Origin of the sequence: Enterobacter sp. 50793107 (assembly GCF_001463365.1) — a bacterium.
Classification (GTDB): domain Bacteria; phylum Pseudomonadota; class Gammaproteobacteria; order Enterobacterales; family Enterobacteriaceae; genus Enterobacter; species Enterobacter cloacae.
The window spans coordinates 33793-51747 of sequence record NZ_LNII01000080.1; the positions used below are offsets into that span (position 1 = coordinate 33793).

Annotated in this window: 15 protein-coding genes; 7 read left to right on the forward strand and 8 right to left on the reverse strand. The window is 56.8% G+C overall.

Translation table 11 applies throughout. The features are described from left to right. The first annotated feature begins 49 nt into the window (after window positions 1-49). The 3 genes from glnD to APU11_RS12370 all read left to right on the forward strand — a co-directional run bounded on the left by glnD (window position 50) and on the right by APU11_RS12370 (window position 4083). On the forward strand, window positions 50-2725 hold the full coding sequence (glnD, locus tag APU11_RS12360; protein WP_013095651.1) for a bifunctional uridylyltransferase/uridylyl-removing protein GlnD: 2676 nt from the start codon (window positions 50-52) through the stop codon (window positions 2723-2725). Between the two features lie 32 nt (window positions 2726-2757). Beyond that, window positions 2758-3582 carry a 2,3,4,5-tetrahydropyridine-2,6-dicarboxylate N-succinyltransferase gene (gene dapD, locus APU11_RS12365; protein WP_013095650.1) on the forward strand — a complete coding sequence of 275 codons (825 nt, stop codon included), beginning with the start codon at window positions 2758-2760 and terminating at the stop codon, window positions 3580-3582. Window positions 3583-3693: 111 nt separating this feature from the next. Then, on the forward strand, window positions 3694-4083 hold the full coding sequence (locus tag APU11_RS12370) for a DUF3461 family protein (RefSeq protein WP_008501916.1): 390 nt from the start codon (window positions 3694-3696) through the stop codon (window positions 4081-4083). 104 nt (window positions 4084-4187) lie between these two features. Here the strand turns inward: APU11_RS12370 and cdaR are convergent, their stop codons facing one another. The 3 genes from cdaR to dgt all read right to left on the reverse strand — a co-directional run bounded on the left by cdaR (window position 4188) and on the right by dgt (window position 8581). Further along, entirely contained in the window at window positions 4188-5345 is a 1158-nt protein-coding gene (cdaR, locus tag APU11_RS12375) for a DNA-binding transcriptional regulator CdaR (protein ID WP_013095649.1), read from the reverse strand. A gap of 153 nt (window positions 5346-5498) precedes the next feature. Next, window positions 5499-6935, reverse strand: a complete 1437-nt coding sequence (gene degP, locus APU11_RS12380) for a serine endoprotease DegP (protein ID WP_013095648.1) — start codon at window positions 6933-6935, stop codon at window positions 5499-5501. 131 nt (window positions 6936-7066) lie between these two features. Next, the gene (dgt, locus tag APU11_RS12385; RefSeq protein ID WP_013095647.1) at window positions 7067-8581 is read right to left on the reverse strand and encodes a dGTPase; all 1515 of its coding nucleotides are present in this window, start codon (window positions 8579-8581) and stop codon (window positions 7067-7069) included. Between the two features lie 82 nt (window positions 8582-8663). On the opposite strand from dgt, the gene mtnN reads away from it, so the two are divergent. The 3 genes from mtnN to APU11_RS12400 are packed head-to-tail and all read left to right on the forward strand — an operon-like array spanning window position 8664 to window position 10806. Beyond that, complete coding sequence (mtnN, locus tag APU11_RS12390) at window positions 8664-9362, forward strand: 5'-methylthioadenosine/S-adenosylhomocysteine nucleosidase (protein WP_013095646.1); 699 nt, start codon at window positions 8664-8666, stop codon at window positions 9360-9362. Further along, window positions 9355-10155 carry a vitamin B12 ABC transporter substrate-binding protein BtuF gene (gene btuF / locus APU11_RS12395; RefSeq protein ID WP_023620756.1) on the forward strand — a complete coding sequence of 267 codons (801 nt, stop codon included), beginning with the start codon at window positions 9355-9357 and terminating at the stop codon, window positions 10153-10155. The genes mtnN and btuF overlap by 8 nt, the downstream gene beginning before the upstream one ends. Window positions 10156-10182: 27 nt before the next feature. Beyond that, complete coding sequence (locus APU11_RS12400; RefSeq protein WP_013095644.1) at window positions 10183-10806, forward strand: TRIC cation channel family protein; 624 nt, start codon at window positions 10183-10185, stop codon at window positions 10804-10806. A 93-nt stretch (window positions 10807-10899) separates the two neighbouring features. On the opposite strand, the gene erpA is transcribed toward APU11_RS12400, so the two are convergent. Next, window positions 10900-11244: an iron-sulfur cluster insertion protein ErpA gene (gene erpA, locus APU11_RS12405; RefSeq protein ID WP_013095643.1), complete on the reverse strand. Its 345-nt coding sequence runs from the start codon at window positions 11242-11244 to the stop codon at window positions 10900-10902. Window positions 11245-11329: 85 nt separating this feature from the next. Further along, on the reverse strand, window positions 11330-12730 hold the full coding sequence (gene clcA / locus APU11_RS12410) for a H(+)/Cl(-) exchange transporter ClcA (protein WP_038418710.1): 1401 nt from the start codon (window positions 12728-12730) through the stop codon (window positions 11330-11332). A 177-nt stretch (window positions 12731-12907) separates the two neighbouring features. Between clcA and hemL the strand changes: the two genes are divergently transcribed. Beyond that, the gene (gene hemL, locus APU11_RS12415) at window positions 12908-14188 is read left to right on the forward strand and encodes a glutamate-1-semialdehyde 2,1-aminomutase (RefSeq protein ID WP_058650405.1); all 1281 of its coding nucleotides are present in this window, start codon (window positions 12908-12910) and stop codon (window positions 14186-14188) included. A 94-nt stretch (window positions 14189-14282) separates the two neighbouring features. Here hemL and fhuB read toward each other — a convergent pair whose 3' ends face one another. From fhuB to fhuC, 3 genes are read right to left on the reverse strand one after another with little or no spacing between them, the layout of a single operon-like run. Further along, the gene (fhuB, locus tag APU11_RS12420; RefSeq protein WP_058650406.1) at window positions 14283-16265 is read right to left on the reverse strand and encodes a Fe(3+)-hydroxamate ABC transporter permease FhuB; all 1983 of its coding nucleotides are present in this window, start codon (window positions 16263-16265) and stop codon (window positions 14283-14285) included. Next, window positions 16262-17152: a Fe(3+)-hydroxamate ABC transporter substrate-binding protein FhuD gene (gene fhuD, locus APU11_RS12425; protein ID WP_013095639.1), complete on the reverse strand. Its 891-nt coding sequence runs from the start codon at window positions 17150-17152 to the stop codon at window positions 16262-16264. The genes fhuB and fhuD overlap by 4 nt, the downstream gene beginning before the upstream one ends. Beyond that, a complete protein-coding gene (fhuC, locus tag APU11_RS12430) occupies window positions 17152-17949 on the reverse strand; it encodes a Fe3+-hydroxamate ABC transporter ATP-binding protein FhuC (RefSeq protein ID WP_023620747.1) in 798 nt (265 codons plus the stop codon). The genes fhuD and fhuC overlap by 1 nt, the downstream gene beginning before the upstream one ends. Window positions 17950-17955: the final 6 nt, after the last annotated feature.

Here is a 17955-nt window from a genome sequence, read left to right on the forward strand (position 1 = left end):
AATGCCGGCTTTTTTAATGGCGATAGCTTTTTCTTATGGGTGGCGCACGATGAGTAATCTATTACCCGAACAGTATGCTAACACAGCACTTCCCACCCTTCCCGACCAGCCCGATAACCCGGGCGTCTGGCCGCAGCACGAGCTGAGCTGTGCCGGCATCAAAGCCCATATGGATGTCTTCCAGCGCTGGCTGGGAAGCGCGTTTGATGCGGGCATTTCCGCCGAACAGCTCATTGAAGCGCGCACCGAATTTATTGACCAGCTTCTGCAACGCCTGTGGATTGAGTACGGGTTCGGGCAGGTCAGCGACGTGGCGCTGGTTGCCGTCGGGGGCTATGGCCGCGGTGAGCTGCATCCGCTTTCCGATATTGACCTGCTGATCTTAAGCCGCAAAAAACTGCCGGACGAACAGGCGCAGAAGATTGGCGAATTGCTGACGCTGCTCTGGGATGTGAAACTGGAAGTCGGCCACAGCGTACGCACCCTGGAAGAGTGCCTGCTGGAGGGACTATCGGATCTGACCGTTGCCACCAACCTGATTGAAACCCGCCTGCTGATCGGCGACGTCGCGCTGTTCCTGGAACTGCAAAAACACATATTCAGCGACGGCTTCTGGCCATCAGAAAAGTTCTTCGCCGCTAAGGTCGAGGAACAAAATCAACGCCACCAGCGCTATCACGGCACAAGCTATAACCTTGAACCGGATATCAAAAGCAGCCCCGGCGGCCTGCGCGATATCCACACATTACAGTGGGTAGCCCGTCGCCACTTTGGCGCCACCTCGCTGGATGAAATGGTGGGTTTTGGCTTTTTAACCGAAGCCGAGCGAAACGAGCTCAACGAGTGTCTGCATCTACTGTGGCGCATTCGTTTTGCCCTCCATCTTGAACTTAATCGCTACGATAACCGTCTGTTGTTCGACCGCCAGCTCAGCGTGGCCCAGCGCCTTCACTACAGCGGCGAAGGTAACGAACCGGTTGAGCACATGATGAAGGATTTCTTCCGCGTGACCCGACGCGTTACCGAACTCAACCAGATGTTATTGCAGCTGTTCGACGAAGCTATTCTGGCGCTGACGGCCGACGAAAAACCGCGCCCCATTGATGATGAGTTTCAGCTACGCGGTACGCTTATCGATCTGCGTGACGAAACGCTGTTTATGCGCGAGCCGGAAGCGATCCTGCGGATGTTCTATACCATGGTCCGCAACAGCACGATCACCGGGATCTACTCCACCACCCTGCGCCATTTGCGCCATGCGCGCCGCCATCTGACGCAGCCGCTGTGCTATATCCCGGAAGCGCGTTCGCTGTTCCTGAGCATGCTCCGCCATCCGGGCGCCGTCAGTCGCGGACTGCTGCCAATGCACCGTCACAGCGTACTGTGGGCCTATATGCCGCAATGGTCGCACATTGTCGGGCAGATGCAGTTCGATCTGTTCCATGCCTATACGGTGGATGAACACACGATCCGTGTCATGCTCAAGCTGGAGAGTTTTGCGAAAGAAGAGACGCGCTCCCGCCACCCGCTGTGCGTTGAGCTGTGGCCACGGCTGACCCATCCGGAGCTGATCCTGATTGCCGCCCTGTTCCACGATATCGCCAAAGGTCGCGGCGGTGACCACTCGGTGCTCGGCGCGCAGGATGTGTTGAAATTTGCCGAACTGCACGGTCTGAACTCACGTGAAACACAGCTGGTGGCCTGGCTGGTGCGCCATCATCTGCTGATGTCAGTCACCGCACAGCGTCGTGACATTCAGGATCCTGAAGTGATCAAGCAGTTTGCAGAAGAGGTACAAACAGAAAACCGTCTGCGCTATCTGGTCTGCCTGACGGTGGCCGATATCTGCGCCACCAACGAAACGCTGTGGAACAGCTGGAAGCAGAGCCTGCTACGTGAACTGTACTTTGCGACCGAAAAACAGCTGCGCCGCGGAATGCAAAACACGCCCGACATGCGCGAGCGCGTGCGCCACCATCAGTTGCAGGCTCTGGCCCTGCTGCGGATGGACAACATTGATGAAGAGGCGTTGCATCAGATTTGGGCCCGCTGTCGTGCCAACTACTTTGTCCGTCACAGTCCAAACCAGCTCGCCTGGCATGCGCGGCATCTGCTGCAGCATGATTTGTCGCAGCCGATGATCCTGCTCAGCCCGCAGGCGACGCGCGGTGGTACCGAGATCTTTATCTGGAGCCCGGACCGCCCTTATCTGTTTGCTGCGGTATGCGCTGAACTGGACAGACGAAACCTGAGCGTGCACGACGCGCAGATTTTCACCACCCGCGACGGCATGGCGATGGACACCTTTATTGTGCTGGAGCCGGACGGCAGCCCGCTGTCGTCGGATCGTCATGAGGGGATACGTTTTGGTCTGGAGCAGGCCATCACTCAGCGCAGCTGGCAGCCGCCGCAGCCGCGTCGTCAGCCCGCTAAACTGCGCCACTTTACCGTCGATACCGAGGTCAATTTCCTGCCGACCCACACCGATCGTAAATCGTTCCTGGAGCTCATTGCCCTGGATCAGCCAGGTCTGCTCGCCCGCGTCGGTCAGGTCTTTGCCGATCTGGGAATTTCGCTCCACGGGGCCCGAATTACAACCATTGGCGAGCGAGTAGAAGATTTATTTATAATCGCAACAGCGGACCGGCGTGCCCTTAATAATGACCTGCAACTTGAAGTGCAACAACGGTTGACAGCAGCCCTCAATCCAAACGATAAAGGGTGACGTGTTTTTTAGTGAAATGGAAAGAGTAAACAATGCAGCAGTTACAGAACGTTATTGAGTCCGCTTTTGAGCGTCGCGCCGAGATTACCCCGGCAAATGTGGATACCGTTACCCGCGAAGCGGTTAACCAGGTGATTTCTCTGCTGGATTCCGGCGCGCTGCGTGTAGCAGAAAAAATCGACGGTCAGTGGGTCACTCATCAATGGCTGAAGAAAGCCGTGCTGCTCTCTTTCCGTATCAACGATAACCAGGTTATCGACGGAGCTGAAAGCCGCTACTTCGATAAAGTGCCAATGAAATTCGCTGATTACGACGAAGCGCGTTTCCAGAAAGAAGGCTTCCGCGTAGTGCCACCTGCTGCGGTGCGTCAGGGCGCGTTCATCGCCCGTAACACCGTACTGATGCCATCCTACGTAAACATCGGTGCCTATGTAGACGAAGGTACCATGGTGGATACCTGGGCTACCGTGGGCTCCTGCGCGCAGATCGGTAAAAACGTTCACCTTTCCGGCGGCGTCGGCATCGGTGGCGTACTGGAACCCCTGCAGGCTAACCCAACCATCATCGAAGACAACTGCTTCATCGGCGCGCGCTCTGAAGTGGTAGAAGGCGTGATCGTTGAAGAAGGCTCAGTGATCTCTATGGGCGTTTACATCGGTCAGAGCACCCGTATTTACGACCGTGAAACCGGCGAAATCCATTACGGCCGTGTTCCGGCAGGCTCCGTGGTTGTTTCCGGCAACCTGCCGTCTAAAGATGGTAAGTACAGCCTGTACTGTGCGGTTATCGTGAAGAAAGTGGACGCGAAAACCCGCGGTAAAGTGGGCATCAACGAATTGCTGCGCACCATCGATTAATCGGATATAACAAAAAGCGGGGGCAACCCCGCTTTTTTCATATCTGAGGGTGGCGAAAATAGATTTTTTCGTTAATTATTCAAAGGTTATGTTGAGATCAAGGGTACCGCTATGTACGATAATCTGAAAAGTCTGGGCATTACCAATCCTGATGAAATTGATCGTTACAGCCTTCGCCAGGAAGCCAACAACGACATTTTAAAAATCTATTTTCACAAGGACAAAGGAGAGTTTTTCGCCAAGAGCGTGAAGTTTAAATATCCACGCCAGCGTAAGACCGTCGTCGCAGACGGTGTAGGACAGGGATACAAAGAGGTTCAGGAAATCAGCCCCAACCTGCGCTATGTGATCGATGAACTCGATCAGATCTGCCAGCGCGACCGTACCGAAGTCGATCTCAAGCGTAAGATCCTTGACGATCTGCGTCACCTTGAAAGCGTTGTGACTAATAAGATCAGCGAGATTGAAGCGGATCTTGAGAAATTAACGCGTAACAAATAAGTTGGGTGCGGCCTGATGCCCTCACCCCGGCCCTCTCCCACAGGGAGAGGGAGAAAACCATCATGTAGGCCGGGTAAGGCGAAGCCGCCACCCGGCAAACAGCATCATCGCTGTTCATCCAGCTGCAACGCCACATACAGCAGCAGCCTGTCGTCAAAACTTCCCAGATCCAGCCCTGTCAGCTCCGAAATCCGGTTGAGCCGATACTCCAGCGTGTTGCGGTGAATGAACAGCGCTTTCGACGTCGCCAGCGGCTGCACGTTATGCCGGAACCACGCCTGTAGCGTCCGGCGCAGCAGGCCATTGTTGTCCATCGCTTTCAGACGTGCGAGCGGACGCGCCAGCTCATTGGCCTGCCAGCCACCGCGCAGGCTGTCGAGCAGTACCGGCAGCATCAGATCCTGATAAAAATAGCTGCGGCTTTCCGGCATTCGCTGTTTACCCACCATCATCGTGGTACGCGCCGTACGCCATGAGCGGGCGATACTGCCAGGCCCGGTAAAGTAATTCCCCAGGGCGACGCGAAAACGCAGCTGACCATTCTCTTTCATACGGGAAATTAACTGCTCCACACGACGACGGTGATCTTCCGCATCCCAGCGACCGAACGCGTTAAGCGCCGGCTTGAGCACCACCATTTCCGTCAGGGATACAATCGCCACCAGGTTGTCGCGCTCCGGCGTTGCCAGCGCGTTTTGTAGCTGCTGCAATTCAGCCATCGCGCTATCGACCCCCAGCTGGCCGCTATCCACCTCAATCACCGCCACGACGCGCGGTTGGTTCAGGTCAATACCCAGACGCTGCGCCCACTCGCTCAGCGCAGGCGTATGCTCCTCTGCCTGAATCAGGTTCATCACCAGCTCTTCGCGCAGACGGCTGTCCTGGGCCAGCAGGTGCATCAGGCGCGACTGCTCCAGCATCATCTCCGCCGTCATGCAGACCAGCTCGCCATATTTACGCAGTGATTCGGGTTCACCGGTCAGGCCTATTACGCCAACAATTTCCCCTTCAAGGCGCAGCGGTAAATTGATGCCCTGACGGACGCCGTGCAGGTGTTTCGCCACGGCATCATCGATATCCACGACCCGCCCCTGGGAAAGCACCAGCAGTGCACCTTCGTGCAATTCCCCAATACGCTCGCGATCGCCGCTGCCAATAATGCGCCCGCGGGCATCCATTACGTTGATATTGGTATCGATGATGCGCATGGTGCGCGCCACGATATCCTGCGCCATTTTGGTATCAAGATGCCAGCCAGCCATGTAACCCTCCTGTGAGCAGAGCTCAAGCATAGGGGAGTTCGGTTACGGTCGCATTGTGCGAATGCACAAAATCAGGCAGTGAAGTATGGACTTGTGGGAAGGGTCACAGAAACAAAAAAGCCCCTGCTTACATCACGCAGGGGCTTACGAGGATTACTGCATCAGAAGATAGATAGAAGTATCACCACGCTGAATATTCAGCGCCAGCACGGATGGTTTGCTGTCGAGAATTTTACGCAGTTCAGCGATGTTTTTCACTGGCTGCTGGTTAGCACCCATGATCACATCACCTTTTTTCAGGCCGATACGGGCTGCCGGGGAATTCGCTTTCACGTTATTCACCACCACGCCTTTATCTGCACCTTTGTTGCTCATCTCCGCCCCTTCAATACCGCTGAAGATGGTGCTGGAATCAACCTGATTCTGACTGCTCTGCTGCAGCTCCAGACTCACGTTAACCGCCTTACCGTCACGCAGCAGGCCGAGGGTGACTTTGCTGCCAATTGGCATTGAACCCACTTCGGCACGCAGGGCGGCAAAGCTGCTGATCGGTTTACCGTTCAGGGAGGTGATCACATCCCCGGCTTTAATCCCCGCTTTTGCTGCGGAGGAGTTCGGCATAACCTGGCTCACGAACGCGCCGCGCTGGGCGTCAACTTTCATCGCTTTCGCCAGCTCAGAGTTCAGCTCGGTACCCATGATACCCAGCTCACCGCGTTTCACCTGGCCGTACTGCACCATCTGCGCGGTCAGGTTTTTCACCATATTACTTGGGATAGCAAAACCGATACCGATGTTGCCGCCGTCCGGTGCCAGAATAGCGGTGTTGATACCGATCAGCTCGCCGTTCAGGTTCACCAGCGCACCGCCGGAGTTACCGCGGTTGATCGCCGCATCCGTCTGGATGAAGTTTTCATAGTTCTCCGCGTTCAGGCCGCTACGGCCCAGCGCTGAAACAATCCCCGAGGTCACGGTTTCGCCCAGACCGAACGGGTTACCGATGGCCACGGTGTAGTCACCGACACGCAGCGCGTCGGAGTCGGCAATTTTAATCGCCGTCAGGTTTTTAGGATCCTGAATCTGGATCAGTGCGATATCAGAGCGTGGGTCCTTGCCCACCACTTTGGCGTCAAATTTACGCCCGTCGCTCAGCTGAACCTTAATGCTGTTGGCGTTATCCACCACGTGGTTGTTGGTAACGACATACCCTTTCGCGGCATCAATAATAACCCCCGAGCCAAGCGCCATGAATTTCTGCTGCTGGCCGCCGCCCTGGCCGTCATCCCCTGCGCCACCGCCCTGACAGAACGGAGAACTCTGGAATGGCGAACCGTCCTGGCAGAACGGCGAGTTATCGCCGAAGAACTGCTGGAAGTTACGCGGCATACGCGGCGTATTGACGGTCGTGCTGCCCTCAACGTTAATACTCACCACCGATGGCATCACTTTTTCGAGCATCGGTGCCAGGCTTGGCATCTGCTGCGCGGTTGCTGCCGACGACGCGGTCTCGGCTGCAGTAGCAGTCAGAGGAGACAGCGCTAAACCTAAACTCAGAGCCAGTGCACTCATTGCTAATGTGGTTTTTTTCATGTTTCTCAATCTCGATTTACAGATAACGCAAAATTGCTGTGTAACTCAGATTCGTTTTATACCGCTTAGTTCCGGCGATAAGTTTATGGAAAAAGTAAAAATTTATTGGTCGTCTTTACAAAACTCCGGGATTATTCCACCGCCATCAGCTTGCGGTACTCATCCCAGGCATACAAATCGGTCATTCCGCTGATATAGTCCTGGATGAGACGACAGCGATAATAATATTCGAGCACCGGCCACTGCGGTGAGTGGCGATCCAGTTTGCCGATGGCTTCAACGTAAGCCAGACGATGACGGGTAGAAAGTTTCTGATAAAGCCGGGACTCAATCGGTATTCGTCGCACGCGCTCTTGTTCCACCAGCTCGCTGAATTCATCGACCGACAATTGCAGCAGAGGGCGATATATTTCCAGTAAGCCGCTGATAACCCGGTATCCCTGCAGCTCTAACTGTTCGACATCGGGGTGGCTGAATACATGACGCATCGCGACATGTTTATATAACTCAAGCAACTGGCTGAAGCTACTGTCATCCTCCAGCAAGGCATGATTGAACTCGCCGCTAAAAATCATCGGCAAATTATCAATAAAGCGCGAGGCGGCGTAAGGCACCAGTTTATTTAATGTATTGACCCGCAAATACATAAAGAACTGATCTTCGGTGCTCCGGCTTAATGTATTTGCACGCGATTTTTCCCAGGCATTTTCAACCACCTGGGCAAACAGCGAACCTTTTTCATGTTTCCCCCATGCATCATAAAGATGCTGATAAAGCTCCTCGACGCTAAATATTCTTTTTTCAACCGCGTCTTCCAGGTCAGCAACGCAATAGGAGATGTCATCGGCGGCTTCCATAATCCACGTCAACGGGAAGCGGCCATTTGCAGTCAATGAAAGTTCTTTACGTAACCGCTCAATATAGGCCTCTTCGGAGAGGTAATAGCCCGGCTTTTTCATCAGATAGCTGTGCGAAGCGGGCGTTTCGCCCATCCACCAGGCGGGACGGGTATATTTGAGGATGCATCCCACCTGTGCCCAGGTCAGATTCATGCGCATCAGGGAGTGCACCAGCCTGATCCCCTGCGCATTGCCTTCAAAATGACAGAGATCCTGACGCACTTTACGACGCAGATCGTTTAGCCCGTCTTCGCCTTCACGCAGGCGTAAATCCCGCACCACGCAGCGGTCATCACTGAGCGGCTGGCTGACGGCATCCGACGGGAAGAGTCGCTGCCTGAACCAGTCGTTGATCGCCGCCTCGCCAAAGTGACCAAACGGGGGATTGCCGATGTCGTGCATCAGGCAGGCCATCTCAACAATACTTTCAAAGGGCCCGGTCAACTCATCCAGACCGTAGGTTTCCAGCAAGCGCTGCTCTTTGAGACGGCTTAAAATCTCTTTGGCAATGTAGCGCCCCACCTGCTGAACTTCCATTGAGTGGGTAAGGCGTGTGCGCACGGCAGCGTTACGCTCAAGCGGAAACACCTGGGTCTTTTGCTGCAGACGACGAATGGCAGGCGAGTTAATGATCCGCCCGCGATCGCTTTCGAAGATACGCAGGATCTCATGTTCGCTCTTTTCACCCTGCGGCGAACGGAAACGTCGGTGCCAGTTAATTTTGGTGCGAAAATCGATCTGTGACATGTGCTCCCCCGCGTGAGAATGCGTTTCCCCTTAAGCGCATGATAGACTATGCATCTTAACAAGGCACATCGCGAGTAAATCTATGAAAATCGGCATTATTGGTGCAATGGAAGAAGAAGTTACGCTGCTGCGTGACAAAATTGAGAACCGTCAGACTCTCTCTCTGGGGGGTTGTGAGATCTATACCGGTCAACTGAACGGTGTTGACGTGGCTCTGCTGAAATCAGGCATCGGTAAGGTTGCTGCTGCGCTGGGCGCAACGCTGTTGCTTGAGCGCTGTAAGCCAGACGTGATCGTTAACACCGGCTCTGCAGGCGGTCTGGCACCGACCCTGAAAGTGGGTGATATCGTCGTCTCCGATGAAGCGCGTTACCACGATGCAGACGTTACCGCATTCGGCTACGAATACGGTCAGCTTCCAGGTTGCCCGGCCGGCTTTAAGGCCGACGATAAGCTGGTTGCGGCAGCAGAAGAGTGCATTGCTGAGCTGAACCTCAACGCCGTACGCGGCCTGATTGTAAGCGGTGATGCCTTCATCAATGGCTCCGTCGGCCTGGCAAAAATCCGTCACAACTTCCCGCAGGCTATCGCCGTTGAGATGGAAGCGACCGCGATTGCCCACGTTTGCCATAATTTCAACGTCCCGTTCGTGGTGGTCCGCGCCATCTCTGACGTGGCCGATCAGCAGTCTCATATCAGCTTCGACGAATTCCTGGTTGTCGCGGCAAAACAGTCCACCGTGATGGTGGAGAGCCTTGTGCAGAAACTGGCTCGTGGCTAAACATGCCATCAGGGCGCTGGTCGCCCTGCTTCTGCTCGCACCGGCCTGGCTCTGCGCCGCGCCGCGTGTGATTACCCTCTCCCCCGCTAACACCGAACTGGCGTTTGCCGCCGGCATCACCCCCGTTGGTGTAAGCAGCTTTTCCAATTACCCACCGCAGGCCGCGCATATTGAACAGGTCGCAACCTGGCAAGGGATGAACCTTGAGCGCATCGTGGCGCTTAAACCCGATCTCGTGCTCGCCTGGCGTGGCGGCAATGCAGAGCGGCAGGTTAATCAACTGACGTCGCTTGGGATCAAGGTCATGTGGGTGGATGCCGTGAGCATTGAGCAGGTCGCGCAGGCGTTACGCGCTCTGGCGCCCTACAGCCCAACCCCGGCCAAAGCCGAGGATGCGGCAAAACAACTGCTAAGCGACTATGCGGCACTCAAAGCAAAATACGATACCCCCGTTAAAAAGCGCATCTTTTTGCAGTTTGGCAGCCAGCCGCTGTTCACCACCGGAAAAGGCTCCATTCAGAATCAGGTCCTGGAAGTGTGCGGCGGAGAAAATATCTTTGCGGCCAGCCGGATACCGTGGCCTCAGGTCAGCCGGGAACAGGTACTGGCTCGCCGACCACAGGCTATCGTTGTGGTCGGAAATGCGAGCGAGATTCCTAAAATTGAACAATTCTGGCAAAGCCAGCTAAAAATTCCGGTGATCCCTCTCACCAGCGACTGGTTTGAACGCGCCAGCCCGCGTATTATCCTCGCCGCAAAACAACTCTGTGCCGCACTGGCCGAGAGTCATTAACATAAGACCCCCTTCGAGGATTTAACGATGCTCGTTTATTGGCTGGATATTCTTGGCACAGCCGTTTTTGCTATCTCCGGCGTCCTGCTCGCCGGAAAGCTGCGCATGGATCCGTTTGGTGTGCTGGTGCTTGGCGTGGTGACCGCCGTAGGCGGTGGAACGATCCGCGATATGGCGCTGGATAATGGCCCGGTATTTTGGGTGAAAGATCCCACCGATCTGGTGGTGGCGATGGTCACCTGCCTGTTAACCATCGTGCTGGTTCGCCAGCCCCGCCGCTTACCAAAATGGATCCTCCCGGTGCTGGATGCCGTCGGGCTGGCTGTGTTTGTCGGCATTGGGGTGAATAAAGCCTTTAATGCGGGTACAGGGCCCATGGTTGCCATCTGCATGGGCGTGCTGACTGGCGTAGGCGGCGGGATTATTCGCGATATTCTGGCACGAGAAGTGCCGATGATCCTGCGTACCGAAATCTATGCTACGGCCTGCATTATTGGCGGGATTGTACACGCCACGGCGTACTATACCTTTGCGATACCGCTGGAAAATTCAGCCATGCTGGGAATGGTGGTGACGCTGGCGATACGTCTGGCGGCGATACGCTGGCACCTTAAATTGCCGACGTTCGCGCTGGATGAGAATGGAAGATAAACGCAAAACGGTAACCGCAAGGTTACCGTTTTTAATCTTTTCTCCCTCTCCCGGTGGGAGAGGGCCGGTGTGAGGGCATCAGCCCGCCCCCGCTTAAATACTGAACGAAGACCCACACCCGCAGGTGCTGGTGGCATTTGGGTTCGTCACCACAAAGCGTGAACCTTCCAGACCTTCTGTGTAATCTACCGAACCGCCCACCAGATATTGCAGGCTCATCGGGTCAACCACCAGCGCGACGCCCTGTTTCTCGATAGTCATATCGCCGTCGTTAACCTGGTCGTCAAAGGTAAAACCATACTGGAAGCCGCTGCAGCCGCCACCGGTAATATAGACACGCAGTTTCAGATCCGGATTGTCTTCGTCGGCAATCAGGGTTTTCACTTTGTTGGCTGCTGCTTCGGTAAACTCCAGCGGCAACGCTACGTCATCACTCATCTTATGCTCCCATGAATACTGCTACTGCAATTGGGTAAAATTCACCCAATTCTTTTTGTCATTATCTAATACCCTGGTAATTCATTCAAGTATTCTGCATTGCGGCCCGTTCTGCCTCCTGCTTCGCCAGGGTGCGTGCAAGAATGGTGGAGTATAGCGGTTTTCCACCCAGGAATTGGGCTAATAGTGTCGCGCCGAGACAGGTAATGATCATTGGCAAAATGAGCTGGTAATTATCCGTCATCTCCAGCACCAGCACGATGCCGGTGAGCGGCGCGCGCAGGGAGGCCGCCAGCAGCGCTCCCATCCCGGCAACGGCAAAGGTACCCGCATCCAGATGGTATGCCGGAAAACCGACCTCAGCGGCCATGCCAAAGGCAGTACCAAGAAGCGTTCCCAGCGCCAGCATCGGAGCAAAGATACCGCCAGGCGCACCGGAGGAAAAACAGAGCACCGTCGTGATGACGCGAGAAATAAACATAAACAGAAGCAGACCCACGCTGAAGTTGCCCGCAGCTGCAATCGGGATCAGCCCGAACCCGCCCCCCGCCGCGTTCGGTTCAATGAACCCCAGCACGCCGCACAGGCCGCCCAGCAGACCGCCCATCAACACCCACTTCGTGGTATTCCCGCCGTGGATGCGCTGGAACATATCCTGCATACGCAGAATAAAGGTGTTAAACAGCGGGCCGACTATGCCGAAAATCATGCCGAGGATCAGGTACAGCCACAGCGTGTTCACCGGCGCATTGGTCAGTTTGCCCACTTCGATCACCGGGCTTTCGCCATTGAAAATGCGAAACACAATGCTCGACATGATCACACCGGTAAAGACCGCTTTGATCGAGATAAGGTTGTAACGGAACTGGGCGCGCATCTCTTCGATGATAAACAGGATCCCCGCCAGCGGCGCGTTAAACGCCGCCGAAAGCCCCGCTGCGGCACCTGTCGCCAGCAGCGTATGGCGCGCTTCCGCGCTGCGCATCCGGAACAGATCCCCCACCATGCGCCCGACGTTCCCGCCTAACTGCACGGTTGGCCCCTCTCGGCCCAGCACCATACCCGCACCAAGCGTTCCCATGCCGCCGATAAACTTCACCGGGATGACGCGCCACCAGCGCACCGGGCGCAGCTCTTCCAGCGCGCCTTCAATTTCAGGGATCCCGGAACCGCCCGCTTCCGGCGCAAATTTACGCACCAGAAAGTAGCCCACCATGGCAAATAGCGCGGACAACCCGAACGCCCAGACCCAGACCAGCCATCCTTTGTCGGCGAAACCGGCCACCGTACCAATACGCCAGTTCAGCACCGCATTGACTGCCTTTTCAAACGCGACGCCCGCCAGCCCGGCGAGCGTACCGACTACAGCGGCGGCCAGTAAAATCGCCAGCGGTGTCTTATCGCGGTTAAGCAAGCGCCGGATGCTGATCCGGTGTTGCGCGCGTCGGAACTGTTGTTCTTCAAAAGAGGGAGAGTCTGCTTTCATTACCATGTCTTTTCGTCATACAAATCGCCGCAGGGATTTTACCAGAGTGCGTCAGGTCGTCCCGTGAAAAATACTTAAAAATTGTTTAGCAATGAAAGGGGGCAAAAATTTCATTACCTTCCGAGGATCACTTAGAATAGTGTGCTTAATCATTTTATACGAACCAGGAACGACGCCATGAGCAAGTCTGAAAACCTCTACAGTGCAGCCCGCGAGATTATCCCGGGCGGCGTGAACTCGCCTGTTCGCGCCTTTACCGGCGTAGGCGGAACGCCGCTGTTTATTGAACGTGCTGATGGCGCGTACCTGTTTGATGTCGACGGCAAGGCCTATATCGATTACGTCGGCTCCTGGGGCCCGATGGTGCTGGGTCACAACCACCCTGCCATCCGCAATGCGGTGATTGAAGCGGCCCAGCGCGGCCTGAGCTTCGGCGCGCCTACCGAGATGGAAGTCAAAATGGCGGAGCTGGTGACCGAGCTGGTGCCAACCATGGACATGGTGCGTATGGTGAACTCCGGTACCGAAGCCACCATGAGCGCTATTCGTCTGGCGCGCGGCTTTACCGGTCGCGACAAAATCATCAAGTTTGAAGGCTGCTACCACGGCCATGCGGACTGCCTGCTGGTGAAAGCGGGTTCCGGCGCACTGACCCTTGGCCAGCCAAACTCCCCGGGCGTACCGGCTGATTTCGCGAAACACACCCTCACCTGCACCTATAACGATCTGAACACCGTTCGTGCGGCATTCGAGCAGTATCCACAGGAGATCGCCTGCATCATCGTTGAGCCGGTTGCAGGCAACATGAACTGCATTCCACCGCAGCCCGATTTCCTGCCAGGCCTGCGCGCCCTGTGCGATGAATTTGGCGCGCTGCTGATTATCGACGAAGTGATGACCGGTTTCCGCGTCGCGCTCACGGGTGCCCAGTCTTATTACGGCGTAGAGCCGGATCTGACCTGTCTCGGCAAAATCATCGGCGGCGGTATGCCAGTGGGCGCATTCGGGGGGCGCAAGGATGTGATGGAAGCCCTGGCACCAACGGGGCCGGTTTACCAGGCGGGTACGCTCTCCGGTAACCCGATTGCTATGGCGGCGGGCTTCGCCTGCCTGACAGAAGTCTCCCAGCCGGGCATTCACGAAACCCTGACTGAGCGCACGACGCAGCTGGCAAACGGTCTGCTGGAAGCGGCTGAAGAGGCGGGTATTCCGCTGGTGGTAAACCACGTGGGCGGGATGTTCGGGATCTTCTTCACGGAAGCCCAAACCGTGACAAGCTATCAGGACGTGGTGAAGTGCGATGTTGAACGCTTCAAGCGTTTCTTCCACCTGATGCTGGAAGAAGGCGTCTACCTGGCGCCGTCTGCTTTTGAAGCTGGCTTTATGTCCGTGGCGCACAGCGAAGAGGATATCAATAACACCATCGACGCGGCGCGTAAGGTGTTTGCGAAGTTGTAAGCACGTGCGGCGTGATGCCCTCACCCCGGCCCTCTCCCACCGGGAGAGGGAGCAAACCCTAAAACGTCAATCTTAGGATTGACGTTTACTTTTATTACCGACTCTGCTTTCTCAACAGATAAATAAAATACGGCGCGCCGATAAAGGTCGACAGCAAACCCGCCGGGATCTGATACGGGAACAGCACCATTCTTCCGCACCAGTCCGCCACCACCAGCATCACCCCGCCCGTCAGGGCAGACATCACGATATGCGGCATCGTCCGACGGAATCCCATCATTCTGGCGATATGCGGCGCCATCAACCCAACAAAACTCAGTGGACCAATGGTCATGGTGGCCGTGGCCGTCAGGCACGCCGCCAGCAGTAACAGCGCGACGCGCGTTGGCGTTAACGCCATGCCGACCGCACGTGCGGTTTCACCCCCCAGCGGCAGGATCGTCATCCAGCGGCGGCACAGGGGCACAATCGCCAGCAGCACGATCATCACGATCCCGGAATGCACCACCTGACTACCGGTGGCGTTGTACGTTGAGCCGGAGATCCAGGTCAGGATCTTCGCCATCCGCGGATCGCCGCTCGCCTGCAGCATCATCAGCAGCATGGTAAAGGCGGTGCTGAGCGCCATCCCGGCCAGCAGCATCCGGTGAGGCGAAAACCCGCCGCGGCCTGACGCAATCAGAATGATCATCAGCGTCACCGCCGCCCCGATGCTTCCGGCAGGCATCAGCCAGCCAAAGGCATTTCCCGGCACAAGGAACAGCATCAGCACCACGCCAAACGCGGCTCCCGAACTGATCCCCAGCACTTCCGGGCTGGCCATCGGATTGCCGGTCAGGCGCTGGATAATACAGCCCGCGACCGCCAGCATCACCCCGGCAATCAACGCCGAGAGGATCCGCGGCCAGCGCCACTGCAGCAGTTCCTGGAGCAAATCGCCCGTTGCCCAGTGCCAGCCCGTCGCATCGCGCCCGAAAGCAAGCGCCACAAACGAGACGATAATCAGCACCGCCAGCCCGGCGAGGCTGAACCACAGCACCGACTGACGCTCGGCATAAACTTTATCCCCCGCGTCCATCGCGGGAGCGCTCATACTGCGCAGACGTGGCAACAGCCACAGCAACAGCGGCGCGCCAACCAGTGCCGTTACCGACCCGGTAGAGACTTCCATCCAGACGCGCGCCAGCCAGAGAATGATTTGATCGGAAAGCCAGAGGATCAGCGCTCCAATTAGCGGGGCCAGCAGCAGTCGCGCCAGCAGGCGACGCGCACCGAGCATTTTTGCCAGCAGCGGGGCAAACAGTCCGATAAAGCCGATAATCCCAACCGCATTAACCAGCAATGCGCTGAGGACAATCGCCAGCGTCAGCGCCGCCAGACGCGCCAGGGAGAGCGCCAGCCCCAGATTACGGGCTACGCCGTCATCCAGCCCCATCAGCGTCAGCGGACGTAACAGCAGCAGCGTCAACATGGCGCCGCCAACAAGCTGCGGCCACAGGCGCTGCACACTACTCCAGTCGGTCTGGGTCAGCGTGCCGGTACTCCACAGGAACATGCTTTGCAGCTGATCGTGATGAAACAGCACCAGCAGCTGGTTGATTGCCCCACAGTAGAGGCTCACCACCAGCCCTGCGAGGATCAGCGTCACTGGCGAGAGGCGTTTCCCCCACGCCACGCCGAAGACCAGCGCGCCTACCACGCACGCGCCCGCAAGCGCGGCAAACTGCGAGGTTAACGCCCCAGGCAGTGCCCACAGCGTGGTCACCGTGATCCCAAGCTGGGCACCTGTCGCGACGCCAAGCGTTGTAGGCTCGGCCAGCGGGTTACGCAAAACCTGCTGGAACAGGACGCCCACCAGCCCTAACCCGGCCCCGACCAGCAGCGAAATCGCCAGACGCGGCAGCAGGCTGTAGTGGAACAGCATTTGCTGAATATTATCGATATCCGGCGCAGCCAGGGCCGCGCCCCACTGCCCGCGCGGTAAGGCGGTCGAGAGGTTAAACCAGGTCAAAGCCAGCGCGGTCAGGAAAATCAGAGCCAGCAACAGCGCCGGGAAACGGGCAATACGCGTACTCATGCTTTTCCCCCCAGCGCGTTATCCAGCACCCGGGCGAAGTGCATGGCCGACAGCGTCGCGCCGTAGAACCAGACCGCCGGTGCACGCGTAAAGCGTTGCTCACGCACGAACGGCATCGCCTGCCACAACGGTGTCGCCATCAGCGCCTGCATTTCACGCTCGTTGCCGTGATCGAAGCACAGCACGTCCACATCGCGGAACGCCGCCAGACGGTCGATACCGACGGCGGTGCTGCCCCAGAAGGTCATCTCCCCTTCCCAGGCATTAGGAATGCCAAAGCTATCGAGCACTTCCTGGAACAGACAGTTTTTGCCGAAGACCAGCATATGGCGCGCATCCAGCAGCGTCACCATCAGCAGCGGACGGTCTCCGCGATGGGCAAAACGCGGCTTCAGGGCGTCAATCAGAGCATCAAACTCAGCGAAATGTTGTTTGGCTTCCGCCTCACGGTTGAGGAAATGCGCCATCTCGTTGATGGAGTTTTTCGCCATCGTCAGCGGTTTTTTACCGTCACTGAAGGAGAACCCCCGCCCAGGGGCAATACGCGCCATTGTCTCTTCTGACGGGCCATAACCCGCGGACCAGAACAGAAATGACGGCTTCATCTGCGTCAGCAGCTCAAGGTTAGGCTCTGTTCGCAGACCAATATCAATGACCGAATCGGGTAGCGCCGGCTCGTTCACCCACAGCCGGTAGTTGGGAATATCGGCCACGCCATACGGCGTGACGCCCAGCGCCATCATCAGTTCAACAGGCAGCCACTCCAGCGCCACAATACGGTGCGGATCGACGGCAGCAGCCCGCGCGAGGTTCATCTTTAACAGCAGCGGTGAAAGTGCCATGGCCGTCAGCAGGCGACGGCGGCTCAACAAGGTAGAATTCAGCATCAGTAAACAAAGCTCACCGGAGCAGCCCCGCCAGGATGAGGCAGGATCCCCATAGGAATACCGTAGATGTGTTCCAGCGTTTCGCTCCGCATCAGTTCAGACGGCGAACCCTCGGCAATCATCTCCCCGCCGCGAAGGGCGACAAGATAATCACAGTAGCGCGCCGCCATGTTGATATCGTGCAGCACCGCAATAACCGTCAGGCCACGCTGCTGGCTCAGGCGATGAACCAGCGCGAGAACATCAACCTGGTGAGCAATATCCAGTGCGGAAGTGGGTTCGTCGAGCAGCAGGCAGCGGCTGTCCTGCGCGACCAGCATCGCAATCCACGCGCGCTGACGTTCGCCCCCGGAAAGGCTGTCGACCAGACGGTGCGCCAGCGGCTTTAATCCTACCAACGCAATCGCTTCTTCCACTTTCTCTCTGTCGGCGACACCGAAGCGCCCGAGTGCGCCATGCCACGGATAACGCCCGATTGCCACCAGCTCACGCACCGTCATCCCTTCTGCCTGGGGCAATTGCTGCGGCAGATAGGCGACTTTGCGCGCAAAGGCTTTACTGCTCCAGCTCTCCAGAGGCTGTTCGTCCAGCAAAATATCCCCTTCTGAAGGCGGCTGATGACGGCCCAGCATTTTAAGTAACGTCGATTTACCGGAACCATTGTGACCAATCAGGCCGGTAACTTTACCTGCGGGGAACGTCAACGAGAGCGGATGCAGCAAGGTGCGCCCGGGAACACGAAAGGAGAGTTGATTGAGCGTAAAGGTGGTATCGGATTGCGTTTTATTATCCTGCATATCAGC